Annotated in this window: 17 protein-coding genes and 1 pseudogene; 11 read left to right on the forward strand and 7 right to left on the reverse strand. The window is 58.0% G+C overall.

Annotated features, from left to right (window positions below; translation table 11 throughout):
* Window positions 1-294: 294 nt before the first annotated feature.
* Window positions 295-1,611: a putative porin gene (locus BLW70_RS12380; protein ID WP_074874331.1), complete on the reverse strand. Its 1,317-nt coding sequence runs from the start codon at window positions 1,609-1,611 to the stop codon at window positions 295-297.
* A 281-nt stretch (window positions 1,612-1,892) separates the two neighbouring features.
* Between BLW70_RS12380 and BLW70_RS12385 the strand changes: the two genes are divergently transcribed.
* On the forward strand, window positions 1,893-3,017 hold the full coding sequence (locus BLW70_RS12385; protein ID WP_074874332.1) for a GNAT family N-acetyltransferase: 1,125 nt from the start codon (window positions 1,893-1,895) through the stop codon (window positions 3,015-3,017).
* 211 nt (window positions 3,018-3,228) lie between these two features.
* Here BLW70_RS12385 and BLW70_RS12390 read toward each other — a convergent pair whose 3' ends face one another.
* The 4 genes and pseudogenes from BLW70_RS12390 to BLW70_RS12405 all read right to left on the reverse strand — a co-directional run bounded on the left by BLW70_RS12390 (window position 3,229) and on the right by BLW70_RS12405 (window position 7,448).
* Window positions 3,229-5,061 carry an ABC transporter ATP-binding protein gene (locus BLW70_RS12390; RefSeq protein WP_074874333.1) on the reverse strand — a complete coding sequence of 611 codons (1,833 nt, stop codon included), beginning with the start codon at window positions 5,059-5,061 and terminating at the stop codon, window positions 3,229-3,231.
* Between the two features lie 82 nt (window positions 5,062-5,143).
* Window positions 5,144-5,701: a peptidylprolyl isomerase A gene (locus tag BLW70_RS12395; protein ID WP_008153188.1), complete on the reverse strand. Its 558-nt coding sequence runs from the start codon at window positions 5,699-5,701 to the stop codon at window positions 5,144-5,146.
* Between the two features lie 3 nt (window positions 5,702-5,704).
* Window positions 5,705-6,510: pseudogene (locus tag BLW70_RS12400) on the reverse strand (alpha/beta fold hydrolase).
* A gap of 14 nt (window positions 6,511-6,524) precedes the next feature.
* Window positions 6,525-7,448 carry a PA3225 family LysR-type transcriptional regulator gene (locus tag BLW70_RS12405; protein WP_074874335.1) on the reverse strand — a complete coding sequence of 308 codons (924 nt, stop codon included), beginning with the start codon at window positions 7,446-7,448 and terminating at the stop codon, window positions 6,525-6,527.
* A 49-nt stretch (window positions 7,449-7,497) separates the two neighbouring features.
* Between BLW70_RS12405 and BLW70_RS12410 the strand changes: the two genes are divergently transcribed.
* From BLW70_RS12410 to BLW70_RS12425, 4 genes are all read left to right on the forward strand, one after another.
* Window positions 7,498-7,827 (forward strand): 3-phosphoglycerate kinase, encoded by a 330-nt coding sequence (locus tag BLW70_RS12410; protein ID WP_074874336.1) that lies wholly within the window; start codon window positions 7,498-7,500, stop codon window positions 7,825-7,827.
* Window positions 7,828-7,977: 150 nt separating this feature from the next.
* On the forward strand, window positions 7,978-8,577 hold the full coding sequence (locus tag BLW70_RS12415) for an FMN-dependent NADH-azoreductase (RefSeq protein WP_074874337.1): 600 nt from the start codon (window positions 7,978-7,980) through the stop codon (window positions 8,575-8,577).
* Between the two features lie 343 nt (window positions 8,578-8,920).
* Window positions 8,921-9,799 carry a carboxylate/amino acid/amine transporter gene (locus BLW70_RS12420; RefSeq protein WP_074874338.1) on the forward strand — a complete coding sequence of 293 codons (879 nt, stop codon included), beginning with the start codon at window positions 8,921-8,923 and terminating at the stop codon, window positions 9,797-9,799.
* Entirely contained in the window at window positions 9,796-10,296 is a 501-nt protein-coding gene (locus BLW70_RS12425; RefSeq protein WP_074874339.1) for a MepB family protein, read from the forward strand. Before BLW70_RS12420 ends, BLW70_RS12425 begins: the two co-directional genes overlap by 4 nt.
* Window positions 10,297-10,412: 116 nt before the next feature.
* Here the strand turns inward: BLW70_RS12425 and BLW70_RS12430 are convergent, their stop codons facing one another.
* On the reverse strand, window positions 10,413-11,711 hold the full coding sequence (locus tag BLW70_RS12430) for a mechanosensitive ion channel family protein (protein ID WP_074874341.1): 1,299 nt from the start codon (window positions 11,709-11,711) through the stop codon (window positions 10,413-10,415).
* A gap of 193 nt (window positions 11,712-11,904) precedes the next feature.
* Between BLW70_RS12430 and BLW70_RS12435 the strand changes: the two genes are divergently transcribed.
* On the forward strand, window positions 11,905-13,251 hold the full coding sequence (locus BLW70_RS12435) for a DEAD/DEAH box helicase (protein WP_008153197.1): 1,347 nt from the start codon (window positions 11,905-11,907) through the stop codon (window positions 13,249-13,251).
* Between the two features lie 143 nt (window positions 13,252-13,394).
* On the opposite strand, the gene BLW70_RS12440 is transcribed toward BLW70_RS12435, so the two are convergent.
* Entirely contained in the window at window positions 13,395-13,670 is a 276-nt protein-coding gene (locus BLW70_RS12440) for a hypothetical protein (RefSeq protein WP_074874343.1), read from the reverse strand.
* 288 nt (window positions 13,671-13,958) lie between these two features.
* Between BLW70_RS12440 and BLW70_RS12445 the strand changes: the two genes are divergently transcribed.
* The 5 genes from BLW70_RS12445 to BLW70_RS12475 all read left to right on the forward strand — a co-directional run bounded on the left by BLW70_RS12445 (window position 13,959) and on the right by BLW70_RS12475 (window position 26,173).
* Window positions 13,959-15,665, forward strand: a complete 1,707-nt coding sequence (locus BLW70_RS12445) for a ShlB/FhaC/HecB family hemolysin secretion/activation protein (protein ID WP_074874345.1) — start codon at window positions 13,959-13,961, stop codon at window positions 15,663-15,665.
* 25 nt (window positions 15,666-15,690) lie between these two features.
* Window positions 15,691-24,270 (forward strand): two-partner secretion domain-containing protein, encoded by an 8,580-nt coding sequence (locus tag BLW70_RS12450; protein ID WP_083383365.1) that lies wholly within the window; start codon window positions 15,691-15,693, stop codon window positions 24,268-24,270.
* A complete protein-coding gene (locus tag BLW70_RS12460; RefSeq protein ID WP_074874347.1) occupies window positions 24,267-24,584 on the forward strand; it encodes a MafI2 family immunity protein in 318 nt (105 codons plus the stop codon). Before BLW70_RS12450 ends, BLW70_RS12460 begins: the two co-directional genes overlap by 4 nt.
* Before the next feature lie 528 nt (window positions 24,585-25,112).
* The gene (locus BLW70_RS12470; RefSeq protein WP_083383366.1) at window positions 25,113-25,583 is read left to right on the forward strand and encodes a hypothetical protein; all 471 of its coding nucleotides are present in this window, start codon (window positions 25,113-25,115) and stop codon (window positions 25,581-25,583) included.
* Window positions 25,584-25,696: 113 nt separating this feature from the next.
* Window positions 25,697-26,173, forward strand: a complete 477-nt coding sequence (locus BLW70_RS12475) for a lytic transglycosylase (protein WP_074874350.1) — start codon at window positions 25,697-25,699, stop codon at window positions 26,171-26,173.
* Window positions 26,174-26,287: the final 114 nt, after the last annotated feature.

Here is a 26,287-nt window from a genome sequence, read left to right on the forward strand (position 1 = left end):
TAAAAGATCGCAGCCTGATTTTTGGCGAGGACACTTTCCTGTGGCGAGGGAGCTTGCTCCCGTTTGGCTGCGAAGCAGTCGTAAAACCAGCGAGTGTGTTTTGTCTGGAGGAATACATGGGGCCGCTTCGCGCCCCAACGCGAGCAAGCTCGCTCGCCACAAAGGTCCGGCTGTGTTGCGGGAAATGAAAACAGCCTCGCGTTGGTCTATCGGACGGATGATGGGGACCGATAGACCAACGCGAGGCTGTAAAAAAGAGCTCGGGCTTCCTTGTCCGAGTCGTGGAGCGGGGAATCAGAACTTCGCTTCGGCATCCAGTTGCAGGGTGTTGATGTCCGAATCTTTCAGGTTGGCGTTGGTGTAGTCAGAGTTAGCCATGAAGTACGTCGCACCCAGGGCGAAGTTCTTGTCCAGCTCGTAACTCACTTTCAACTTGCTGCCACGCGAACCGGTGAAACCGTTGGCGAAGTCGGAGTCGGTGAAGGCGCCGACCACCGCGTTACGCTGCACGTCGCGGTAGTTGTAGTCCACTGCGAAGCCGTAGAGCTTGGTCTTCACACCAGCCAGCCAGGCAGAATCCTGATCGTTGCTGGCGTCTTGGTTGTTCACGTACTGACCGTACAGCGAGAGCGGCATAGGCAGGCCACTGATGTCGAGCTGACCAAAGCCTTCGTACAGTTTGAATTGCTCGTTCGGGCTGTTGCCGTTGATCGCCAGTGCGGCTGGAATGCTGGTGCCGCCTGAGCGGATGTCGTCGTCGTTGTCGTAGCCGTAGACGCTGCCACCCAGGGTCAGTTTCAGGTTGTCGGTGATAGCGAAGCGCGCGCCCAACTGACCCGCGTACAGACGCAAGTCGTGTTTGAACTGCACGCCGTCGCCATCGACGTTGTCCTTGAGGGTGTAGTGACCGGCGCTACCGAACAGCTCGGTGCTGGCGCCCAGCGGGTATTTGTAAGCCACCGACAGGCCTTCGGGGCTGATGTCGCTATCCCAGATGATGTCGCCCATGCTCACCCATTGCTGCGGCATCTTGCCGCCAACGATATGCAGGTTCTTGATGGCGTCCGGGTGGTAGTCGACATAACCCTGGTCCAGCCAGATCTGCTTCTTGTCGAAGTAATTGTCCAGACTCTGGTTGGTGGAGCGAGCGTCGTCATTGTTGCCGGTGGCGATACGGATGCCGGTGTCGACTTGCGGGTTGATCGTGCTGTAGGCACCCAGGCGGGCACGAATGCGCTGACGATCCTGGTCTTTGTTGTTTGAAACACCGTCGTTGTGGACGTTTTCCTGACGGAAACGCACGTCACCCTTGAATTGGGTCTTGGCGGCCCACGCCAGTTTTTGGTCGAAGGTACTCAGTTCATTGGTTTTCTTCGCAGTCGCCGCGATCTGCTCGTTGGTCTCTTGTTGAGCCTGGCGGGCGATTTGCTGGTCTTTCTGATCCTTGGCCAGCTCGGCTTGCAGTTCGGTGTACTGAGCAGGCGAAATCGAGCCGTTTGCCTTGAGCATGTCGAGCAGTTTGGCGTCGACTGCGGCACTGGCCGGAACACTCATGGCCAGCAGCAACCCACCACACAAGGCCGCCGCAGTTTTCGTGGAAGCAAGACGCATATCAATCTCCGAAGATGTAATGGGATGACTGAGCCATCCAGGACACAACCGACCGTTGAGGACGGAAAACGGTGACCAGGTTTAGAACCCGGCGCTCTAAAAACAGGCGCCAGTATCGCGATGGTTTATGACAGGGCAGTGGCAAAGTGATGGCGTCTCGATGACGATACAAATATCGCGCACACCCTTATCCAGAGCCCTGTCGGCGGATTGCTCGTGTGGATTTTTTGGCGATGGGCGATACTCGCCGGGCTTTCACGCAAAGAAGTAGGGAAGAACCGATGCCGCTGCAACGCCTGCAAAATCTGTCCGAAATCGCGTCGCAGACGTGGGATGCCCTGGTGCCCGAGAATCAGCCCTTTCTGCGTCACGCCTTTCTCAGCGCGCTGGAAGACAGCGGTAGCGTCGGCCCGCATTCCGGCTGGCAACCCGAGCATTTGTTGCACATCGAAGGCGATCGCCTGATTGCCGCGTTGCCCAGTTATCGCAAATGGCATTCCTACGGCGAGTACGTGTTCGATCACGCCTGGGCCGATGCCTGTGAGCGTGCGGGGATCGATTACTACCCCAAGCTGCTGACGGCTGTGCCGTTCAGTCCGGTCAGCGGCCCGCGTTTGCTGGCGGCCACGCTCGAGGACGGTTTCGAACTGTTGAAAAGCCTGCCGGGCTACCTTGAAATCGAACAACTCTCCAGCGCCCACATCAACTTCACCGATCCGTTCACTGACGCCGCCTTGGCCGAGCAGCCAGGCTGGTTGCAGCGAATCGGCTGTCAGTACCACTGGCAGAATCGTGGCTATCGGGATTTTCAGGACTTCCTCGACGCTCTCAGTTCGCGCAAGCGCAAGCAGATGCGCAAGGAACGCGAACAAGTGGCAGGGCAGGGCATCGATTTCGAATGGCTTGAAGGTCGGCAACTCGATCAGGCGCAGTGGGATTTTGTCTATGCCTGCTACGCCAACACCTACGCAGTGCGTCGGCAAGCGCCGTATCTGACGCGGGAGTTTTTCAGTTTGCTGGCCGAGCGTATGCCAGAGTCGATTCGTGTGGTGTTGGCCAAGCAAGGCTCACGGCCGGTGGCCATGGCCTTCAGTCTGGTGGGTGGCGACAGTTTTTTCGGTCGTTACTGGGGCTGTCTGGCGGAGTTCGATCGTCTGCACTTCGAGACCTGTTTCTACCAGGGCATGGACTACGCGATTGCCAATGGCTTTCAGCGTTTCGATGCCGGTGCCCAGGGCGAGCACAAGTTGATTCGCGGGTTTGAACCGGTGATCACGCATTCATGGCACTACTTGCGTCATCCCGGCCTGAAAGCTGCCGTCAAAGACTTCCTGCAGCAAGAGCGCGTTGGTGTGCTGGCATATGCCGAGGAAGCCAGGACGGCCTTGCCTTACCGGCAAGCCTGATCCTCGCCCCGCTTCAGCTGCTTTCCTTGCCCAGCCATCGATACGTCACAAGTCCATGTAGCAGCTGGCGCAGCCTGCGTCCGGCTGCGAAGCAGTCGCAAAATCCTATAACGCAGTGTTTCAGGCATAACGCACCCGCTGAATTAACGACTGCTTCGCAGTCGAACGCAGGCTGCGTCAGCTGCTACAAGGATCTCGGCGACCGACAAATTTAATCTATGCCGACAAACCCACCCGTCTGGTGCTGCCACAACCGCGCATACAAACCGCCATGGGCCAGCAGTTCGGCGTGGCTGCCGGTTTCGGCGATCTTGCCTTTTTCCAGCACCACCAGCCGGTCCATGCGGGCGATGGTCGAGAGCCGGTGGGCGATGGCAATCACGGTTTTGCCCTGCATCAGGGTTTCCAGGCTTTCCTGGATCGCTGCTTCGACTTCCGAGTCCAGCGCCGAGGTGGCCTCGTCCATGATCAGGATTGGCGCGTCCTTGAGCAGTACGCGAGCAATCGCAATCCGCTGACGCTGACCGCCGGAGAGTTTCACCCCGCGCTCACCGACGTGGGCATCAAAACCGGTGCGACCTTCGGAGTCCGACAGCAATGGGATGAACTCGTCGGCGCGGGCCTTGTGCACCGCCGCCCAGAGTTCGGCGTCGGTGGCGTCGGGTTTGCCGTACAACAAATTGTCGCGGATCGAGCGATGCAGCAGGGACGTGTCCTGGGTGATCATGCCGATGCGCTCACGCAGGCTTTCCTGGCCGACTTCGGCGATGTTCTGGCCGTCGATGAGGATGCGTCCGCCCTGCACGTCATAGAGGCGCAGCAGCAGGTTGACCAGGGTTGACTTGCCGGCGCCGGAGGGACCGATCAGGCCGATTTTCTCACCGGGCTTGATGGTCAGGTTGAGGTCGCCGATGATCCCGCTCTTCTTGCCGTAGTGGAAATCCACGTGCTCGAAACGCACCTCGCCACGGGTGACCGCCAGCGGTTTGGCCTGCTCGCGATCGGTGACGCTGACCGGTTGAGAGATGGTCTGCAAACCGTCCTGGACCATGCCGATATTTTCGAAAATGCCGGTGACCACCCACATGATCCAGCCGGACATGTTGACGATGCGGATCACCAGGCCGGTGGCCAGGGCAATCGCGCCGACGGTGATCAGCGACTGCGTCCACAGCCACAGGGCCAGGCCGGTGGTGCCGACGATCAGCAAGCCGTTCATGCTGGTGATGACCACGTCCATGCTGGTGACCACCCGGCCGGCCAGTTGGGCTTTTTCGGTTTGTTCCTTGATCGCTTCGCGAGCGTATTGCTGCTCGAAGTTGGTGTGGGCGAACAGCTTCAGGGTCGTGATGTTGGTGTAGCCGTCGACGATCCGCCCCATGAGTTTGGAGCGCGCATCGGAGGACACGACCGAACGTTCCTTGACCCGTGGCACGAAGTAGCAAAGGGCACTGATGAAGGCGACGATCCAGGTCAGCAGCGGGATCATCAGGCGCCAGTCGGCTTCGGCGAACAGCACCAGCGAACTGATCGCGTAGATCAGCACGTGCCACAGCGCGTCCACCGCTTGCACAGCCGAATCGCGCAGCGAGTTGCCGGTTTGCATGATGCGTTGGGCGATACGCCCGGCGAAGTCGTTCTGGAAAAAATTCAGGCTCTGTTTGAGCACATAACTGTGGTTCTGCCAGCGGATCAGGCTGGTCATGCTGGGGCTCAGGGTCTGGTGCACCAGCAGGTCATGCAGGCCGACAAAAATCGGCCGGAACACCAGGGCTACCACCGCCATCCAGGCCAGCTCGATCCCGTGTTCCTTGAAGAAATCGACGTTAGGCGTGCCTTGGGTCAGGTCGATGATGCGACTCAGGTAACTGAACAGCGCCACTTCGATCAGCGCACCGATCAGGCCGACGAGCAGCAGGACGGCAAAACTCGGCCAGACCTGCTTCAAGTAATAGGTATAAAAAGGCAGAACCCGATCCGGCGGAGCGGCCGTCGGGGCCTCGCGGAAAATGTCGATCAGTTTCTCGAAACGGCGATAAAGCATCAGTTCTCCGCCCGCGCACGGGCTCTCCTTTGAACAGTGTGAGCGGCGCACTCCGGCAGCCGCTCAAGACTTCCTGTGTAGCTTAGTCGATGACTTTGGCCGACTTGATGAACACAGGGTCGGCGGGTACATCTTTCATGCCGCCACGGGTGGTGGTTTGCGAGTTGACGATGACATCTACCACGTCCATGCCTTTCACGACTTTACCGAAGACCGCATAGCCGTCACCGCTGTCGAGGAAGTCATTGTCCTTGACGTTCACGAAGAACTGGCTAGTGGCCGAATCAGGATTCGAGGTGCGGGCCATGGACAGCGTGCCACGGACGTTGTGCAGACCGTTCTTGGACTCGTTCTTGATCGGTGCCTTGGTTTCTTTCTGTTGCATTTGTTGAGTGAAACCACCGCCCTGGATCATGAACCCGGGAATCACCCGATGAAAAATCGTGTTGTTGTAGAAACCGCTGTTGACGTAGTCCAGGAAGTTCTTGGTACTGATCGGCGCCTTGACCGGGTCCAGTTCGATTTCGATCTGGCCGTTGGTGGTCTCCAGCAACACGTGCGGCGCCTTGGCGGGCGTGGCGGCCATCAGGTTGGCGGCAAACAGAACGGAGCCAGCGACGAGGGCGATTTTTTTCAGCATGGGTCAGTGATCCTGAGTGAGGTGGTGTCGACTGCGGTGAGAAACTCGAGCAGCGTTTGGTTGAATATTTCGGGTTGATCCAGCGGGGTGGCGTGGCGCGAATCGGCGATCACCACCAGCCGCGCATCGGGCAGCAGTTTTACGTAGGTCTCTTTCAGCGAGACCGGTGTGTAGTCACGGTCGGCGCTGACGATGAGGGTTGGACAGGACACCTTCGAAAGTCGTTCCTGAACCCCCCAGCCAACGATTGCATCGAAGCTGGCGAGATAAGCATGTTTGTCGTTTTTTGCCCAGCGTTCGGCCATTTTTTGTCGCAAATCCGCCTGTTCCGGTTTCGGGAACAGCTTGCGTCCAAGCGCGGTGCCGATGGCGCCAAGACTGAGGACGCGCATCAGGCTCCAGCGCTTGAACCACTGCCAGTAATCGTCGCGGCTGCGCAGTTTGACCTCGGGCGCACTGTTGACGATGCACAGGCTTTTGAGCAATTGCGGCTGATCCACGGCCAGTTGAAAGCCGATCATGCCGCCCATGGAAAGTCCCACATAATGTATCGGGCCGAGGTTCAGGTGTTCAATGAGGGCGACCAGGTCGGCGCTGAACCCGGCGATGCTGTAGCGCTCGCGGGGTTTGTCGGAGCGACCGTGGCCGCGTACATCCGGGACGATCACCCGGTAGCGGGCCGACAGCGCCGGGATCTGTTTTTCCCAGTCCAGGGTGCTGGAGCCGAGCCCGTGGACCAGCAGCAACGGCGTGCCGTGGCCATATTCCTCATAGTGCAGGTTGCAACCTTCATGTTCGAAATAGGCCATGCATACACTCCTTGTCAGGCTTGTTCAGGGGCGGCGAAAGGTGCATCCAGCGGCGCGGTATCAAAGGTGCGCAGCAGTTCGATGAGAATCTGCGTGGCCGGACCCAAGGGTTTGTCCTTGTTCGAGTACAGGTAGAAGCTCGGGTTGCGGCTGCCGCCCTGGTCCAACGGTAGCAGCTTGAGCAGGCCTTCCTTGATTTCCCGTTCAATCATGTGCCGAGGCAACCAGGCAAAACCCAGGCCGCTGCTGACAAACGTTGCCGCGGTGGCCAGGCTGCCTACGGTCCAGCGCTGTTCCGCGCCGAGCCAGCCGACGTCCCGTGGTTGCTGCCGGCCAGAGTCGCGGATTACTACTTGCAGCTGGCTTTCCAGGTCCTGGAAATTCAGTTCGCGGTTGAGGCGGTGCAAGGGATGTTCGGGATGGGCAACTGCCACGAATTCGACGTCGCTCAATTCCGCGCCCAGGTAACCGGGAATGCTGAAGCCACTGATGGCCAGATCGGCCACGCCTTCGAGCAAGACTTCTTCCACCCCCGACAATACTTCTTCGCGCAGACGCACCCGACAGCCACGGCTTTGCGGCATGAACGCGGTCAAGGCGCGAACGAGGCGGGCGCTCGGGTAGGCGGCGTCGACCACCAGCCGCACTTCCGCTTCCCAGCCTTGTTCCATGTGATGGGCCAGGTCTTCCAGCTGGCTGGCCTGTTTCACCAATTGCCGCGAACGGCGCAGCAGCACGCCGCCGGCTTCAGTCAGCACCGCTTTGCGGCCGTCGATACGCAACAGCGGCACGCCGAGTTGGTCCTGCATGCGCGCTACGGTGTAGCTCACCGATGATTGCGAGCGGTGCAGCGCTTCGGCGGCCTGGGCGAAACCGCCGTGGTCGACCACGGCCTGTAACGTTCGCCATTGATCAAGGGTCACGCGGGGCGCTTTCATGAATAGCTCCTCTTGTCCTAAGCTGGCAGTCCATATTGGAGACTGCTGAATGAAAAAGCTTTGTGGTGTGGTATCGGGTTGTGTGTTGCTGGCGGTGCTGCCGCTGACGGCGTTTGCCTATCCGATCGACGTTGAAAAACAGCTGAACGGCATGAGCATCGACTACAACGCGTATGACACGGATAGCGACATCGCCTCCATTCAGGTGAACAACTACGGCACCACTGATGCGGCCTGTAAGGTAGTTTTCAACAATGGCCCGGAAGCGCCACGCACCCGCAATATCGAAGTCGCCGCTGGTAAACACAAAAATGCCACCGCCAAGTTCAACCGAAGCATCATCAAGATGCGTATCAAACTGACCTGCACCCCCAAATGACCTCAGGCGGAGCACGCCCGCCGGGTATGCTCCGCTTATAAACGAATTTATTGATGGTTTATAGCAGTTATTTGCGCTTTTTCATCGATTTAACTTTGTTTAACCTTCACTCCATCGACTTACAACATTCTCAGATGGAGGCTACATCCCATGTCCCGCGTTCTGATCATCGAAAGCAGCGCTCGTCAGCAAGACTCGGTTTCGCGTCAACTGACCCAGACCTTCATCAGCCAGTGGCAAACCGCGCACCCGAACGATCAAATCACCGTTCGTGATCTGGCCGTCAACCCCGTGCCGCACCTGGATATCAACCTGCTGGGCGGCTGGATGAAACCTGCCGAACAGCGCAACGACCTCGAACAGGTTTCCCTGGAACGCTCCAACGAGTTGACCGACGAATTGCTGGCCGCCGATGTACTGGTCATGGCCGCGCCGATGTACAACTTCGCCATCCCGAGCACCCTCAAAGCCTGGCTCGACCATGTGCTGCGTGCCGGCGTGACCTTCAAGTACACCGACACTGGCCCGCAAGGCCTGCTCAGCGGCAAGCGTGCCTACGTGCTGACTGCCCGCGGCGGGATCTACGCCGGCAGCACCGCGGATCACCAGGAACCGTACCTGCGTCAGGTCATGGCGTTCATCGGGATCCACGACGTGACGTTCATCCACGCCGAAGGCATGAACCTGGGCGGTGACTTCCAGGAGAAAGGCCTGAGCCAGGCCAACGCCAAGCTTTCCCTCGTCGCCTGAGGCTTTAATCGCCAGATAATCCCTTGATGTTCAAGTGACCTGGCGCAACCCCTTCATGGCTTTACGCGCATCGACCTCCCTTTGCACTTGTTGCTCCTGAGTGCTGTAGCCCGATTGAACGCTTTAGCGAGATCGGGCTTTTTTTTGCCTGCGATTCAGGACTCGCGCACACACCCCCTGTGGGAGCGAGCCTGCTCGCGATAGCGGTGTGTCAGCCAATATCATTGTTAAATGTAACGCCGCCATCGCGAGCAGGCTCGCTCCCACAGGGGTTGTGTTGCCTGACAGGTCGCGATGGCTGGCAAAACCCGCTATCGTCGCCGCCATTCGAAACGAGGCGAGCATGGGCTATCTACTTTTTGTCACGCTGATCCAGGCGTTTTCCTTCAGTTTGATCGGCGAATACCTGGCCGGTCATGTCGACAGTTACTTCGCGGTGCTGGTGCGAGTGGTATTGGCGGGGCTGGTGTTCATTCCGTTGACCCGCTGGCGTTCGGTTGAGCCGGCGTTCATGCGCGGCATGCTGCTGATCGGCGCGTTGCAGTTCGGCGTGACTTACGTCTGCCTGTACCTGAGCTTTCGGGTGCTGACAGTGCCGGAGGTGTTGCTATTCACCATCCTCACGCCGCTGCACGTGACCTTGATCGAAGATGCGCTGAACCGGCGCTTCAACCCGTGGGCATTGGTCGCGGCACTGGTGGCGGTGATGGGCGCGGCGGTCATTCGCTACGACCGGATCAACCCGGACTTCTTCATGGGCTTCCTGTTGCTGCAACTGGCCAACTTCACCTACGCCGCCGGGCAAGTGCTCTATAAGCATCTGGTGGCCCGCCATCCGAGCGATTTGCCGCATTACCGGCGCTTTGGTTACTTCTACCTCGGGGCATTGGCGGTGGCATTGCCGGCGTTTCTGTTGTTCGGCAAACAGAACTTCCTGCCCGAAGCACCGCTGCAATGGGGCGTGCTGCTGTTCCTCGGCCTGGTCTCGACCGCGCTGGGTCTGTACTGGTGGAACAAGGGCGCGTGCCTGGTGAACGGCGGCACGCTGGCGGTGATGAACAACCTGCATGTGCCGGTGGGGTTGCTGATCAACTTGTTGATCTGGAATCAGCATGAAGAGCTGGGGCGGTTGTTGTTTGGTGGGTCGGTGATTTTGATGGCGGTGTGGATTAGTCGGTTGGGCGTCAGGCGAGAAGTGCTGCCGTTGCGGGAACGGGCATGACGGACCTGATCGCCGCCATCGAGCAGATCTACAAGCCCGCAGGTATGAGGTTAACGGATGAAGCTTGGCGCGAGGAGGAGAGTGCCGAATACGGCGCCTGTCGCTTTAGCCTCAATGGCCAGGTGATTGTCTTCCGGGTGGCGAAAACCACGCCGACCAAGATGGGTCAGTTCGTCACGCTGTGGAAGCGGCCTACGCCGACCAGCGAGATTGCACCGCTCGATAGCAGCGATGGCGTCGCCTTTGTGGTGGTGAGCGTTGCTGATGAAACCCATCGCGGGCAGTTTGTGTTTGATCGGGAGATATTGGCGGCCAAAGGGGTCATGTCGATTGATGGTGAAGGCGGTAAGCGAGCGATTCGCGTGTATCCGCCATGGTCCAGGCCCGTCGCAAAACGGGCGGTCAGGACGCAGCAATGGCAGATGAAGTATTTCCTCGCGCTGGACCAAAGCGGTCATGCCGACCCCGTTCAGGTACGCCGACTCTTCAAAAAATAAACACTAAACCCCTGTGGGAGCGGGCTTGCTCGCGAAGAGGCCGTATCAGTCGACATTAATGTTGAATGACACACCGTATTCGCGAGCAAGCCCGCTCCCACAGGGGATCTTCGGTGTTACATGATGTGTTTTTCGGACTCGGGAATGTGGCTTGCACCCAACACCGCTGGCAACAACCCCGCCCGCAAATCCCCGCCACTCGGCTGCTGATACAAGCTCAAGCCAAACTCCGGCAACACCGCCAGCAAGTAATCGAAAATATCCCCCTGAATCCGCTCGTAATCGGCCCACACGGTGGTGCGGGTGAAGCAGTAGATTTCCAGCGGAATGCCCTGGGCGGTGGTTTGCATCTGGCGGACCATGCAGGTCATGTTCGGCTGAATCTCCGGGTGACTCTTCAGATACGCCAGCGCATAGGCGCGGAACGTCCCGATATTGGTCATCCGCCGACGGTTGGCCGACATCGCCGCCACATTACCCTGGGCCTCGTTCCAGGCCTTGAGTTCAGCCTGCTTGCGACTGATGTAGTCGGTCAGCAGATGCACCTGAGCCAGTTTTGCCTCTTCGTCGTCGCGCACAAACCGTACGCCACTGGCGTCGATGAACAGGCTGCGCTTGATCCGTCGTCCACCGGATTGCTGCATGCCGCGCCAGTTCTTGAACGACTCGGACATCAGGCGCCAGGTTGGAATCGACACAATCGTCTTGTCGAAATTCTGCACTTTGACCGTGTGCAGCGTGATATCCACCACGTCACCGTCGGCGCCGACTTGCGGCATCTCGATCCAGTCGCCGACCCGCAGCATGTCGTTGCTGGTCAGCTGCACGCTGGCGACGAACGACAGCAGGGTGTCTTTGTAGACCAACAGAATCACCGCCGACATGGCGCCCAGCCCTGACAGCAGCAAGAGCGGCGAACGGTCGATCAGCGTGGCGACGATGATGATCGCGCCAAATACGTACAAGACCATTTTCGCCAGTTGCACGTAGCCTTTGATCGAGCGGGTACGGGCATGTTCGGTACGCGCGTAGATGTCGAGCAGGGCGCTGAGCAGCGCACTGATGGCCAGCACCAGGAATAGAATGGTGAACGCCAGCGCTACATTGCCAAGGAAGATCAGGCTGGTCTTGCCTAGCTCCGGCACCAGGTGCAAGCCGAACTGGATCACCAGCGAGGGGGTGATCTGCGCCAGGCGATGAAAGACCTTGTTATGCCGAAAGTCATTGATCCAGTGCAGCGCTGGCTGGCGACCGAGAATTTTGGTCGCATGCAGAATGAGGAAGCGCGCCACTCGTCCGAGGGCCAGCGCAACCACCAGCAATACCACCAAAGCCAGGCTGGAATGCAGGAGCGGGTGCTGATCAAGGGCACCCCAAAGGTCTTGGACGTTGAGCCAGAGCTGTTTGATATCCATGGGTAAAAACGGTTCTTCTGTAGGATGCGACGGGGCGATTAGAGCATTTAAGACGCTTTGGATGACGTTTGAGGACAAAAGACACAACAAAAAAACCACTGTTTGGCGCCGTTTGTATAAAGAAACTCGGCCTGAGCGCTCGAAACCGTTACCCTATGCAGCTGTTTTTTTGTATTTCTTCGAGGTAGCACCCGTGTTTTCCCAATTCGCCCTGCACGAACGCCTGCTCAAAGCCGTGGCCGAGCTTAAATTTGTCGAGCCAACGCCTGTGCAAGCAGCGGCTATTCCGCTGGCGCTCCAAGGGCGTGACCTGCGGGTGACAGCGCAAACCGGTAGCGGCAAAACCGCTGCATTCGTTTTGCCGATCCTCAACCGCTTGATCGGCCCGGCCAAAGTCCGCGTCAGCATCAAGACCCTGATCCTGCTGCCGACCCGCGAGCTGGCCCAGCAGACCATCAAGGAAGTCGAGCGCTTCGCTCAGTTCACCTTCATCAAGTCCGGCCTGATCACCGGCGGTGAAGACTTCAAGGTCCAGGCCGCCATGCTGCGCAAGGTGCCGGACATCCTGATCGGTACGCCGGGCCGGATGATCGAGCAACTGAACGCCGGCAACCTCGACCTCAAGGAAGTCGAAGTGCTGGTGCTCGACGAAGCCGACCGCATGCTCGACATGGGCTTTGCCGAAGACGTGCAGCGTCTGGTGGAAGAGTGCACCAACCGTCAACAGACCATGCTGTTCTCCGCCACCACCGGCGGTTCGGGCCTGCGCGAGATGGTCGCCAAGGTTCTGAACAACCCTGAACACTTGCAGCTGAACAACGTCAGCGATCTGAACGCCACCACTCGTCAACAGATCATCACCGCCGACCACAATCAGCACAAAGAACAGATCGTGAACTGGCTGCTGGCCAACGAGACCTATCAGAAGGCCATCGTGTTCACCAACACCCGGGCCATGGCCGACCGTATTTACGGCCGTCTGGTGGCGCAGGAATACAAAGCGTTCGTGCTGCACGGTGACAAGGACCAGAAGGATCGCAAGCTGGCCATCGACCGTCTGAAGCAGGGCGGCGTGAAAATCCTCGTCGCCACCGACGTCGCCGCTCGCGGCCTCGACGTGGAAGGCCTGGACCTGGTGATCAACTTCGACATGCCGCGCAGCGGCGACGAATACGTTCACCGCATCGGTCGTACCGGCCGGGCCGGCAACGATGGCCTGGCCATCTCGCTGATCTGCCACGGCGACTGGAACCTGATGTCGAGCGTCGAGCGCTACCTCAAGCAGAGCTTCGAGCGCCGCACCATCAAGGAAGTCAAAGGCACCTACGGCGGACCGAAAAAGGTCAAGGCCTCGGGCAAAGCCGTTGGCGTGAAGAAGAAAAAGGTCGATGCCAAAGGCGACAAGAAGAAAACCGGCGCCAAGGCCCCGACCAAACGCAAGATCGCCAACCGCCCGAAGACCGACGCCCTGTCGCTGGTCAGCAAGGACGGCATGGCGCCGCTCAAGCGCCGCAAGCCGGAAGCGCCGGCTGCTGAATAACGCGGCGTAGCGATCCAATAAAAAACCCGGACAGTGTCCGGGTTTTTTTTTCGTCAAAACATCGCAGCCTTCGTCAGCTCCTACAGCTGCACGCTCAACCCCGTGCAGGAACTGCCGAAGGCTGCGATCCTTTGACCTTGTCGTCAACTCACGGCCTTTTTCTCCGCCGACTGCAACTCCTTGAGACGCTGATCAATCAACTGACACTTGTCCGGCAAATCCTTGCTGGCCGTCTCCAGGTCCATCCTCTGCAACTCGTCGTTTATCTCCTTGGCCTTGGCCGGATTTTGCTCCGTAATCTTCGCGACTTCCTTGGCCAATTGTTCGCGTTTGATAGTGGCTTCTTCGGGTGGGCAAGCCCAAGCGGGGAGGGCGCAGGCGAGAGTGGCGGCGAAGGTGAGTTTCAGCAGGGTTTTCATAGGTTGGGCCTCGGTTCCGTTTCGGGCGGTTAATCGGTTGAGGCCGCGTGGTTGTGAAAGTTCATTCGTGATCAGCCCCGCAGAGCAGTCCTCGGAAAAGCCTTACCGGTTGCTGACGTTTCGACATCACTTCAAGAAATTTCCTGCTATTGCGCCGGAACCGTCCGATTCAGCTGTTTCCGCTCATCAATTACGCTTTCTGGATCCAATCAATTATTGACGCCAGAATAATGGCCACCTAATATCGCGCCATTGTTGTGCTATCAGTCTTCATTCGAGGGATCGAACATGTACCCACCCGCCCTCGTGGCGAGGTTGTGCCTGGCTTTGCTGTGCCTTTCTCCGCTTAATCTTGCTAATGCCGCCCCCACCCCCGGTGACACCGATCTGATCCGCGAACGCCAGGATCGCTTGCTCGAAGAGCAGCGTCGGCGTCTCGAAGAACTCAAGGAATTACCCGGCAAGGAAGTCAAGCCCACGCCACCGACGGCACCCGCTGACACCCGTTGTTTCCCCATCAAGGACATCGAACTCAAAGGCGCCGACAGTCTCTCCGAGAGCGAAAAAAGTCGTCTGCTCAAGCCGTACATCGGTCAGTGCCTGGGCGTCACCCAGCTCAACGAACTGCTGAAAGTCATCACCGACCACTACATCGAAAAAGGCCTGGTCACCAGTCGTGCCTACTTGCCGCAGCAGGACTTGTCCGGCGGGCATCTGAAGGTGCTGGTGGTCGAAGGCAAGCTCGAAGGGTTGAAAGGCGCCGAGGGCAGCAAGCTGTCGGACCGCGAGTTGGGCATGGCTTTCCCCGGCAAGACTGGCGAGTTGGTCAACCTGCGGGAAATCGAGCAACTGGTCGATCAGCTCAACCGTTTACCATCGAATCAGGCGCAGATGGAACTGGCGCCGGGCAAGAACGTCGGCGGCAGCGAAGTGCTGGTCAAGAACACCCCGCAAAAGCCCTGGCGTGCCGGCTTGTCCCGCAGTAATGACGGCCAGCGCAGCACCGGCGAGCAGCAGTGGGGGACGACGTTTGATTGGGACAGCCCGCTGGGTTTGGCGGATCAGTTGATGTTGCGCGGCGGTCACGATGCGATGACCGATCACCAGCACACCTCCAACAACGCGATGCTCTATTACAACCTGCCGTGGGGCTGGTGGGACTTCAGCTACACCTACAGCCAGAGTGAGTACCGCTCGCAGGCTCAAGCCAACCTGTTCAACTTCAAGCAGACCGGCGACAGCCAAAACCATCAGTTGCGCGCCGAGCGGGTGATCCACCGCGATGCTGTGAGCAAGACCTCCCTCAACACCGGCCTCTCTTACCTGCGCACCAACAACTTCATCGAAGACAGCAAGCTCAAGCTGAGCAGCAACCGCATCAGCGAAGCGCAGTTCGGTATCAACCACGGTCGGCTAGTCGGCAGCGCGTTCGTCAACATCGACCTCGGCATGCAACAAGGCATCGGCGCGTTCGATGCGCAGGGCAACGGTCACCCGGGCCCCGGCGAACCGAATGCGCGCTATCGCAAATACACCGCCACCGCGAGCTATTTGCAGCCGTTCAAGCTGTGGGGCGAGTCGTTCAGTTTCACCAGCCTGATGACCGGCCAGCGCAGCGAAGACGTGCTGTTCAGCCCGCAGCGTACCAGCCTCGGCGGGCAGTCGTCGATCCGTGGCTACAAGGACCAATCCTTGTCCGGCGACAGTGGTGGTTACTGGCGCAACGACCTGCGCTGGACCCGGCCGGTGACCCTGGAATGGCTACGCCCGGTGTTCGCCGAATACGGCACCAGCCTCGGTTACGACCAGGGCGTGATCCGTGGCGACCGCTACAACGGCGATCAGCACGGGCGCATGTCCAGCAACTCCGTGGAGTTGTTTGCCCGTGGTCAGCATCTGGCCGCCAGCGTGACCTTTGCCCATTCCCTGGAACGCCCGGACACCCTGACCGAGCGTGAAGCGCCGATCTATTTCCGCGTGGATTTCTTCCTCTAAATTCTGCTTTAAACGAGATTTGATCATGGACGTTCGCCAACTGGCCTTTCTGGCCAGCCAACCCGTTGCTGCCGTAAAAAAACGTGAACACTTCTGGGGTATGCCCAAGCGCGGGTTGGCGTTCCTGTTGGCCAACGTCATGTTCTGGCAACCGATATGGGCCCAGGCCGACGGCATCGTCGTCAGCACACCAGGCACCACGCTGGATCAAGCCGGCAACGGGGTGCCGATCATCAACATCGCCACACCCAATGGCAGCGGCCTGTCGCATAACCAGTTCCATGATTACAACGTCGGTACCCAAGGCGTAATCCTCAACAACGTCAACAACCAGACCGGTGCGACGCAGTTGGGCGGGATCATCATTGGCAACCCGCACCTGAAAAACAGCGGCGCGGCGCAGACGATACTCAACGAAGTGGTCGGCGGCAGCCCCAGCCAGTTGCGCGGCTACACCGAAGTGGCGGGGCAGTCGGCGCGGGTGATCGTCGCCAACCCCTACGGCATCAGCTGCAACGGCTGCGGTTTCATCAACACTCCGCGCGTCACGTTGACCACCGGCAAACCGGTGCTGGACAACGGTCGGCTGGATCGCTTCCAGGTCGATCAGGGCAGCGTCTCTTTCGACGGCAAAGGTTTGGATGCGTCCACAGTCGACAGCTTCGAGATCATCACCCGCAGTGCGCAGATCAATGCACAGATCAATGCCAAACGGCTGAACATCACCACCGGGCGCAATGACGTCAACGCCGACACCCTCAACGCCACCGCCCGTGCCGATGACGGCAGCGCCAAACCGCAACTGGCCATCGACTCCTCGGCGCTCGGCGGCATGTACGCCGGGGCGATCAGACTGGTGGGCACCGAGGCTGGCGTCGGGGTGAAACTGGCCGGTGAATTGGCCGCCAGCGCGGGTGATATCCAGCTCGATGCCAATGGCCATCTGAGCCTGGCCAAAACCACTGCCAGCAATGCGGTGGACATCAAAGCCAAGAGTCTCGATGCTCAGGGAACGGTCTATGCCGGCACGCAAATAACCGTGCAAACCGCTGAAGACCTGGTCAACCGACAAAGCCTGGCGGCCAGGGACAGCGTCAATATCACCAGCCAGGGTAAGCTCACCAACCAAGGCGTGATCGAGGCTGGCGTCAATGCCGATAACAGCCGCAATGCCAGCGGCGACCTGACGATCAACAGTCAAGGCTTGAGCAACAGCGGCAGCTTGTTGGCCAGCCGCACTGTCGATGTAAAAGCGGGTGCGCTGCTTGATAACCAGAGCGGCATCCTGCAAGGGCAGAACGTCATCCTGACGGCCCTGCGCCTGGTCAACCAGGGCGTCAACGCGCGTATTTATGGCGAGGCGAATCTGGCGTTCAACGCCCCGGCCATTGTCAACCTCAACGGTCTGATCCGCTTCGCCGATGGCCAGGCTGCGACCCTGACCCTCGACAGCCTGGACAACCGCCAGGGCCGCATTGAAATCGCCGGCGGCAGCCTGACGCTCAACGCCCGGGAGTTGAAGAACGGCGACGGCAAAATGATTGCCGGACGTCTGGACCTCGTCACCCGTCAGCTTGATAACGCCAACGGTTTGATCGCGGCCAATCAGACCAACGCCAAGGTCACCGCCAGTGAGCGTCTGGACAACGGCAAAGGCAAAATCCAGGCTCAGACAGCCCTGTCGTTGTCCGGCGGCGAACTGCTCAATCAGGGCGGCACGCTGGCCGCCGATAAAGTGACCGTCAACGCCACCCGCCTGGATAACAGCCAAAAAGGCGTGATCAGCGCCGAGGACGGTGCGCTGAACCTGACCCTCGACGAAGACCTCGATAACCATGACGGTAAGGTGCAGGCCTCGAGCCAACTGACCATCACCGCCCAGAGCATCAACAACCGCAACGCCAGCCTGACGGGCAAAACCCTCGAGCTGACCAGCCGCGGCAAACTCGACAACACCCAAGGCACGATCTCGTCCGAAGACAGCGTTCTGGGTACCCAGGATCTGGACAACACTCAGGGACTGATCCAGGGCAACACAAGCCTCAGACTCGTTGGCCATGACCTGAATAACACCGACGGCAAGCTGCTAGGCGGCACCGTCCATACAACGCTCGACAATCTCACGCAGAACACCAACGGCACCTTGAGCGCCGAAGTCGGCAAGCTCACGCTGATCGTCACTCAGCATTTGAACAGTGCCCTGGGCCGATTGCAGGCCACCCACGGGGACGTGGAGATTCAGGCCGCGAGCATCGACAACCGTGCAGGTGTCGTGGCCGGTCAGCAATTGCTGCTGGTAGCCGAAGGCGGGCGCATCGACAACCGTGGCGGGCGGATCATGGGCGATCGCCTGGACCTGCAAGCCGCCAGCCTCGACAACAGCGATAACGGCCTTCTGGCGGCGGGCGTTGACGGCGCGCGGTTGATCCTCAAACAGACGGCCCCCGGTCAGTCGCAGTTGCTCAACCTCAAGGGCCGGATTCAAAGCGAAGCCGGTCTGCAGATCGAGAGTGACACGGTCGACAACAGTGCCGGTGTCCTGCTCGGTAAAACCATCGACGTCACCACGGGGCAACTGAGCAACAATGACAAGGGCGGCATCGTCAGCAGCGATGGCACTGTCGAACTGAAAGTCGCCGGCGTGTTCAACAACGTCACCGGCGTGGTCGACGCCGGCGATCAGCGTCTGCTGCTCGAACAACTCACCCAACTCGACAACCGTGGCGGTACCCTGCGCGGCAAGCGCCTGGACATCAGCAGCACGGCCGTCGACAACCGCAACGAAGGCCAGATCATCGCGGGCAGCGATGGCCTGAAAATAGTCGGCACCAGCCTGCAAAACCAGCAAGGTGTGATTGTTGCCAACGGCAGCCACGGGGAATTGGCACTGGGCCAGGGCAGCCTGCTGAACCAGGGTGGGACCCTTCAGGCCGACAGTCTGGAGATCACCGCCGCCGACCTCGACAACAGTGCCGTCAGCGGCAAGGCCGGGCTGATTTCCAGTCTGCTGGGCGACCTGGAATTGACGGTCACTCGCCTGACTAACCATGCTGGCAAGTTGTTCGCCAAAGACCAGGTCATCTTCGATGGTTCAAGCCTGGACAACGCAGGCGGTGAGATCAGCGGTACGCGGCTGGGGCTTGAAGCTGTCAGCCAGATTCTCAACCAGGGTGGGTTGATCGAGTCGGCCACCGGCCTGAACCTCATCAGCGGCCAGTTGAATAACAGTGCCGGCGGCCAGGTCCGTGCGCTCGGTGGTGCGTCGAGTCAGATCAAACTGACCGGCAACCTGAACAACCAGAACGGCGTCATCGAGATCGGCAGCAAGGACCTGATCCTCAGCGGTGTTCAGCTCAATAACCTCAGTGGCAGCGTACGTCACGCAGCGCAGGGGCTATTCGACCTCGACCTGAATAACCTGACTGGCAGCCAGGGCAGCCTCACCGGTCTGGGCAATGGCAGTTGGGACATTGGCTCCGTCAATGGAGTGGGCACCTGGCAACTCAACGGTGGCCTGAACTACACCAGCGCGCAAGACCTGGCTCTCAATGCCGGTGAGCGTATCGCCAGCGCTTCGGCGCTGAGCCTGAATGTCGCCAACCTGAACAACGCCGGTGAACTGCTCAGCGACGGCAACCTGTCGTTGGCCCTGGGCGGCAATCTGGTCAACAGTGGTCGTATCTCGGCCAAGCAAAAACTGACCATCGGCGCCAATGACCTGATCCAGCGCGACGGGCGTCTGGTCAGTGGCGGCGACACCGAACTGAACCTGCGCGGCACCCTCGACAACCTTGGTCGCCTGATCGCCAATCAAAACCTGACGGTGACGGCGGCCCGGATCGATAACAAAGGCACCCTCGGCGCTCAAGGCAAGGTCACCTTCTACGCGGCCAACGGCATCAGTAACGGCGCCGATACCCTGTTGTTCAGCGGCGGCGCGATGGAACTGCACGGCAACAGCCTGAGCAACTATTTCGGCGATATCTACAGCCGCGGCAACCTGACCTTCAGTGCCCTGAACGGCGGCCGTGCGGCCTCGTTCAGCAACCTGTCGGCCACTATCGAAAGCGAAGGCGACATCGACATTAACGTCGCGTCGCTGGTGAACGCCAAATCCGAATTCGAACTGACGTCCGGGCAATCTTCCGGCAGCCTGGATTGGAATTGCGGCCAGCATTGCGATGGTAGCGATGGCTGGAAACGCGGCAAGATCACCATCATCACCGAGTTCAACGACACCGTACTCAAGGACTCTCGCGCTTCGCGGTTGGTGGCTGGCAAAAACTTCACCGTCCACGCCAATCAGGTCGAAAACCGTTACAGCCTGATGGCGGCTAACGGCAACCTCGACCTGACCGCCGACAACCTGCTCAACCAGGGAGCCGCGTCGCGCTCGGGTCGCCGCGTCGTGATCATCGGTACCCCCGGCCGTATCGACAACAGCCTCTGGGACAAGATGGAGTACATCGATGTTCCGGCGTTCAACGCGGCGACCGCGGCCGGCAATTTCGATGAAGTGCGTTTCAAGGAACTGAGCGACCGTTCGACCGACGATCGATTCAGTGTGATGAGCGACGTCACCGCCTGGAATGAAAACGGCAACACCGTCTACGCGGCCGTATTGCAAGCCGGTGGCAGCGTCAGACTGAACGTCACCAACAACATCCAGAACGGCACGCTTTACGAGAACACCTACGACCAACTGACCGGTTCGCTGAGCAGCGACCAGACCGCCTCGGTCGGCGGTATCAACATCAACCTGGGCAAACGCAGCACCGACGCCAGCGCCCAGGTGCCCAAGGACGTCACGCGCATCGAACGTGTGGATGCCGAAGGTGTGAAGCAAGTCAGCTTCGTCCCGGTGGACTTCCGGGGTGTGCCGTTTGCCGCTGTGGACCCGACGGCGTCTTCGACCTTCCGACTGCCCCAAGGGCCGTACGGCATGTTCGTGCAGAATCGCAATCCGCAAAGCCGTTACCTGATCGAAACCAACCCGGAGCTGACCCAGTCCGCGGCGTTCATGAGTTCCGATTATCTGTTGGGCAAGCTCAACTTCAGCGCCGATGACGCCGCGCGCCGTCTCGGTGACGGTCGTTATGAATCGCGTTTGATCAGCGATGCGGTGCTGGCCCAGACCGGCCAACGCTTTCTCGCCAACGGGCTGAACGACGATAACGAGCAGTTCCGTTATCTCATGGACAACGCCCTCACCAGCAAAACCGCGTTGAACCTGTCCGTGGGTGTGAGGCTGACTTCCGAACAAGTCGCGGCCCTGACCCACGACATCGTGTGGATGGAAGAGCGCATCGTCGATGGTCAGAAAGTGCTGGTGCCGGTGCTGTATCTGGCGCAAGCCGAATCGCGCAACGTGCGCGGCGGCAGCCTGATCCAGGGCCGCGACCTGACCCTGATCGCCGGCAATGACCTGGTCAACGTCGGCACCCTGCGCGGCACCCACGACCTGTCCGCCGACGTCAAAGGCAGCCTCTATCAGGGCGGTCTGGTCGAAGCCAATGAACGCTTGAGCCTCATGGCCACGGACAGCATTCGCAACGCCCTGGCCGGCGAAATTCGCGGCAACCAGGTCAGCCTCACCACCCTCAGGGGCGACATCGTCAATGACCGCACCGCCATCGCCGTGGGCGAAGGCTCCGGCATGCGCACCCTGGTCGATGACGGCGGCAGCATCAGCGCCCGCGACACGCTGAGCATCAAATCTGGCCGCGACCTGACCAACTCATCGGCCATCAGCAGCGGCGGCGACGCCAGCCTGAGCGCCACCCGCGACCTCAACCTGCTGGCCACACGCAACGAAAGCGAAATCCACGAGATGGAAGATGGCGGCCATCGCTCCACCATCACCACCACCGTGGAAAACCTGGCGTCCAGCGTCACCGCCGGCGGCAACCTCACCCTCGACGCTGGCCGCGACATCAACGTCATCGCCAGCACCGCCAAGGCCGAAGGCAACCTCACCGCCGACGCCGGGCGCGACCTAAACCTGGCCTCTGCCGGCGACGAACACAACGTCGAAACCCGCAGCAAGGACGGCAAAAAGCGCATCCACGAAGAGGACAACCACACCGTTCAGAAAGCGGCCGAGTTCATTGCAGGCGGCAATGTGGTGACCCGCTCAGGACGCGATACCACGCTGATCGCGAGCAAGATCAGCGCGGGGAACGAGGCGTATGTGTATGCGGGTAATGACCTGAATCTGCTGGCGGCGCAGAACAAGGATTACACGCTGTATGACATGAAGGAGAAGGGAGGCTGGGGCGCCGAGAAAACCCAGCGTGATGAAGTCACGCAGATCACCCATGTGGGCAGTGAGATCAAGACCGGTGGCAACCTGACGCTGATCAGCGAGGGCGATCAGCGTTATCAGGTGGCGAAGCTGGAGAGTGGCAAGGACATCACGCTGGACAGTGGTGGGGCGATTGTTTTTGAAGGGGTGAAAGACCTGCATGATGAAAGTCATACCAAGAGCGATGGCGATGCTTTCTGGACCTCATCGAAAGGCAAGGGCAATACCGACGAGACACTGCGCCAGACCCAGATGATTGCCAAAGGCAACATCACGATCAAGGCTGTGGAAGGTCTGCAAATCGACCTCAAAGAGGTGAATCAGCAAAGCGTCAGTCAAACCATTGATGCGATGGTCAAAGCCGATCCGCAACTGGCCTGGCTGAAGCAAGCCGAAGCGCGGGGCGATGTGGACTGGAGGCAGGTCAAAGAAATCCATGAGTCGTTCAAATACAGCAACTCGGGACTAGGCCCAGCTTCGCAGATCATCATCGCGATAGCGTTGGCTGCCGTCATGGGGCCAATGATGGCTGGCATGAACACGATGTTGCAGGCGGTCGCGGTGAGTGCGGCGACAAAGGCTACCGTCAGCACCATCGACAACCGAGGCAACCTTGGGAAGGTCGTCAAAGACGTTACTTCGAAAGACAGTATCAAAGGCTATGTGACAGCCGCCGCGACAGCCGGCGTGATGCAAGGGCTCAATTACAATCCGGGCGCATTGGGGCTGGATGCCAAGAGCATGCAGATTGTGGCGATCAAGGTCACCGCCGATGCTCTGATCAAAACGGCTGTCTACGGCGGAAGCCTGAAGGACAATCTGGCCAGTTCGGCTGTCAGCGTGGCTGCAAGTATTGGTGGCGCTGTCGGTGCGGGGGAGATTGGCGATCTGCCCCTCTCAGAGGGCGGTTTGGCAAAAATCCTCTTGCATGCGGGCTTGGGTGGTTTGCTGGCTGAAGCGATGGGCGGTGATTTCCGCACCGGAGCGTTGGCGGGTGGCGCCAACGAAATACTGGTCGGATTTCTGGGTGACAAACTTCTACCCTCAAACCTCGTCCCGGGCTCTGCGGAATACAACCAGGCCCAGGCCAACCTCCTCGCGCTTTCGCAAGTTGTCGGTGTGCTGGGTGCGGCGGCTTCGGGTGGGGATGTTGGGGTTGGTGCTGCGGTGGCGGCGAATGCAACGCAGTACAACTTCCTGGGCGATCACGCCGAAGCCAAACGTGATCAAGCGCGTGAAGAGTTCAAGGAAACAAATGGAATTGGCGCAGCCAGGCAACTGGTGGAACTGGAGGGTGCTGATCAACGAAGCGACAACCTTCTTGCAAAGTATCGACTGGACAAAAGCTCGCTCTCGGCCATGGAACTCGCGGAGCTAAATGCGTATGTGCAGGTTTACACATACGATATGGCGCTCAAATACGGTGAAGATGTAGCTCGTAGCCTTGCGAATGCCTTGATCCAGAACGGTCCTGATTCCGTTGGCGTTTACCCCTATGCCGGGACCACCGATGCAAAAAACGCCTTCGCCGACGCATTGCGAGCACAAGCGGGAGGCTTGTTCGATCAGTTGGCCTGGGTCAGATCAAAAAGTGAAAACGAGCTGGTCTATAAAGATGCCCAGGGCTATTTGCGGATTAACAACGAGCAACAGGGTCTTTCGAACCTCGGTAATCCTGCGCTATACGGCCTTACTGGTTCATTAGGGGCTGGCATACGCATCGCGGCAGCGGCCAATGGTGTGCTCCAGGCGGGTTATGGTGCGGATCAGGCGTTTAATGGTGATCTTTGGAACGCAGCAGGAAACATAGTGGTGGGGGCTCTGGGAGTCGCTAGTGTTAGGGTTTCGAGTACGCGTTTGCCGAATGCTTCGGGCATTGGCGAGCTTCCTGTGGTGAATCCCAATACAGGCAGTACCCTTGTAAAAGAGGTGGGAGAGGTATTTGATAGGACTACGGTGGGTGCAAAAGTAACTGAGATAGCATTAAACAAGCTACCCGTTCCCAACGATCTTCCAATGAATATCCATATGGGGCAGCAAGGAAAACATATGCGAGGAAATAATAATTTCATTGAGGGGCGTAGCTATTTTAATGATGGTATAGATCCAGCCGAACTTCTGGCAGGAGTTCACAATGGCAAGTACGCAATCGTTGAAACAGGCGCGCGCGGAAATCCGATTGTGGAGTTTGGGCGCCCAATTGGTGTTGATGGGAGAACTGGTCAGGCTGTTACAAGAGGGCAAGTTCACTATGGTAAAAGCGGTGCTCACATTGTGCCCGACGCGAGGAAACAAAAATGATTTTTGTAACTGGTTTGCCCGACTGGCTAGTAGCATGTTTTCGGATTGCATTGCTTGGCGAAATTTATCAAAATATAAGGGCTATAGCTGTCGGGTATAGTGAAGGCAGTGAACTATTGATCCGTTATTATCTTGATCGTGAACCGACCGACTTTGATAGAGAAAGCGCGGAAATCGTGATAACGAATCTAGAGGCCGCAATAACAGAAGTGCGTCTATCTAAGGTTGATGTTGAATGCATATACACATCGGATCTTCAAAGAGACTTGCCCCCCCTTAGCGGGTTTATTTACGCACGGCGCGAGATAAGCTAGGGGGCAAAAGGGACAGTTCAGGGGGGGATACCTGTCCGAACTGCAAAGTTGTCTGGCTGGAGAAGAATTGATGACACTGAATAAGTATTGGAGGCCCGGGTTTGGAGAGCTGATTACTTGGTTCGCAATGGATAAAAACGGGGCGGTTGCGGTCATGGTAAACAATTGCTTTGTGGGAAAAAAGGGGATTTATTTATTTGTTTGGCTTGTCGATGAAGAGGTGTCTAGTCCTGAAATAGGCTTACACCTGTTTCAGGACTAGACATGTCCAGAAAATAAATCTGTCCCCTTTTTATTCGGGGATATAAATCAATTAAAGACCGAGCAATCGTTGCTGCAGTCAATTCACGAAAGATTTCTGGAGGGGCACAATATTTTTCAGAATGTTGGAAGGCTAGCTACTGATACTTCAATTTGGCCCGATTCCATTGTTGGTGCCAATGGTGGGGTGTCTATTTTGGACTATAAGTCTCGGGTGGAATTTGGTTGTAAATTACTGGGGTACTCTAAGAGTCAAGGTTGTGCGCCATGAGTGGAATAATTTATCCTCGTCGTAAAGTTTTTCTGGCTTTTTTTCTTTGTCCGCTAGTACTTGGATTCATTGCCGGAATTATCAGAACAGTAGCAGTGCTCGCCGAGCTGGTGAATAATCCAAAATTGTTGGGTTCGGTGAGGGGCGCTGAATTAGTGTTAATGCCGTTTTTAACCCCCCTTCTCATACAATTAGCTTTCTTATTGCCGTTTCTGGGTTACGCATTGGCGATTGCATTAATTAAAGTCAAGAAAACACCGCGTAACTGTATAGTGGTTTCTTTTTTTGGAGGTTGTATAACAACGTTGTGGGTATTGTTGTTTATTTCGAATGTGGTGCAGAATATCAAAGGGGCTCAGTACTCAGACTATGTTATTGAGGTTTTGATACTGTTCGTCGCATCGATGGCTACCTGTTGGTTAACGGCCTATTTGTTTTTGCCTGAGGGAAGTTGTATCGAAGATTAGATGTGGTAGGGGTGTTGAGATAGCATTGGAATGAGAAAAGGGGGCGGATTTATTTATTTGGCTTGTCCAGAAAATAAATCTGTCCCCTTTTCTCCAAACGGGAAGGTCTACTGATGAAGCCTGAAGTTCATTATTGCAAGTCCTGGTTTCGATTAAAAAAAACTGCCATTGAACCGTGTGACGACACCGTGGCACGCTCCAGGCATGTTTCGGGGCTGCCCTATACCGCGCTCATTGGATCGGCTTCCAAACCTGCGTGTTTTGTAGAGTTGCTGATCGACAAGCGCATGATCGGCGTCGGCTTTCTGGATGCAATGTTACGCGAGTACCTGACCTATCAATTCCAGAAGGAGGCGGACGGAAAGCTGTTTCTGTCAATGGTCACTCATCGCGATTTTCTGGAAGGGAGTGATAAAGTCGAGGAGGGCACTACCTATGTTTTTCAACCGTCCGGTGAGCTGGTTATTAGAAAAGAACATTTCTATCCGCATAAACTTGAAGAAGCCCATTCAAATTTTGACCCCTTGAGAAACTATGAGGCGTTTCCGGAATTTGGTGAGTATTTGGAATTGATCAAACTTGATCGATGATTTTTTGGGATGAAAACGTGGACATCCACCCATTCTAAAATGGTGGGCTAACTCTCAGATTTATCAGTATGAACCATAGGAAACGGGCGACCCATAGGTCGCCCGTTTGCCGTT

It is taken from the genome of Pseudomonas frederiksbergensis (assembly GCF_900105495.1).
Taxonomy (GTDB): Bacteria; Pseudomonadota; Gammaproteobacteria; order Pseudomonadales; family Pseudomonadaceae; genus Aquipseudomonas; species Aquipseudomonas frederiksbergensis.

Excerpts from the sequence above, each read along its gene's own strand:
- BLW70_RS12445 (WP_074874345.1), top strand. The coding sequence starts at position 13,959 with ATGTACCCACCCGCCCTCGTGGCGAGGTTGTGCCTGGCTTTGCTGTGC.
- BLW70_RS12390 (WP_074874333.1), bottom strand. The coding sequence starts at position 5,061 with ATGCTTTATCGCCGTTTCGAGAAACTGATCGACATTTTCCGCGAGGCC.
- BLW70_RS12385 (WP_074874332.1), top strand. The coding sequence starts at position 1,893 with ATGCCGCTGCAACGCCTGCAAAATCTGTCCGAAATCGCGTCGCAGACG.
- BLW70_RS12415 (WP_074874337.1), top strand. The coding sequence starts at position 7,978 with ATGTCCCGCGTTCTGATCATCGAAAGCAGCGCTCGTCAGCAAGACTCG.
- BLW70_RS12405 (WP_074874335.1), bottom strand. The coding sequence starts at position 7,448 with ATGAAAGCGCCCCGCGTGACCCTTGATCAATGGCGAACGTTACAGGCC.
- BLW70_RS12420 (WP_074874338.1), top strand. The coding sequence starts at position 8,921 with ATGGGCTATCTACTTTTTGTCACGCTGATCCAGGCGTTTTCCTTCAGT.
- BLW70_RS12475 (WP_074874350.1), top strand. The coding sequence starts at position 25,697 with ATGAAGCCTGAAGTTCATTATTGCAAGTCCTGGTTTCGATTAAAAAAA.
- BLW70_RS12410 (WP_074874336.1), top strand. The coding sequence starts at position 7,498 with ATGAAAAAGCTTTGTGGTGTGGTATCGGGTTGTGTGTTGCTGGCGGTG.
- BLW70_RS12425 (WP_074874339.1), top strand. The coding sequence starts at position 9,796 with ATGACGGACCTGATCGCCGCCATCGAGCAGATCTACAAGCCCGCAGGT.
- BLW70_RS12440 (WP_074874343.1), bottom strand. The coding sequence starts at position 13,670 with ATGAAAACCCTGCTGAAACTCACCTTCGCCGCCACTCTCGCCTGCGCC.
- BLW70_RS12470 (WP_083383366.1), top strand. The coding sequence starts at position 25,113 with ATGAGTGGAATAATTTATCCTCGTCGTAAAGTTTTTCTGGCTTTTTTT.
- BLW70_RS12450 (WP_083383365.1), top strand. The coding sequence starts at position 15,691 with ATGGACGTTCGCCAACTGGCCTTTCTGGCCAGCCAACCCGTTGCTGCC.
- BLW70_RS12395 (WP_008153188.1), bottom strand. The coding sequence starts at position 5,701 with ATGCTGAAAAAAATCGCCCTCGTCGCTGGCTCCGTTCTGTTTGCCGCC.
- BLW70_RS12380 (WP_074874331.1), bottom strand. The coding sequence starts at position 1,611 with ATGCGTCTTGCTTCCACGAAAACTGCGGCGGCCTTGTGTGGTGGGTTG.
- BLW70_RS12460 (WP_074874347.1), top strand. The coding sequence starts at position 24,267 with ATGATTTTTGTAACTGGTTTGCCCGACTGGCTAGTAGCATGTTTTCGG.
- BLW70_RS12430 (WP_074874341.1), bottom strand. The coding sequence starts at position 11,711 with ATGGATATCAAACAGCTCTGGCTCAACGTCCAAGACCTTTGGGGTGCC.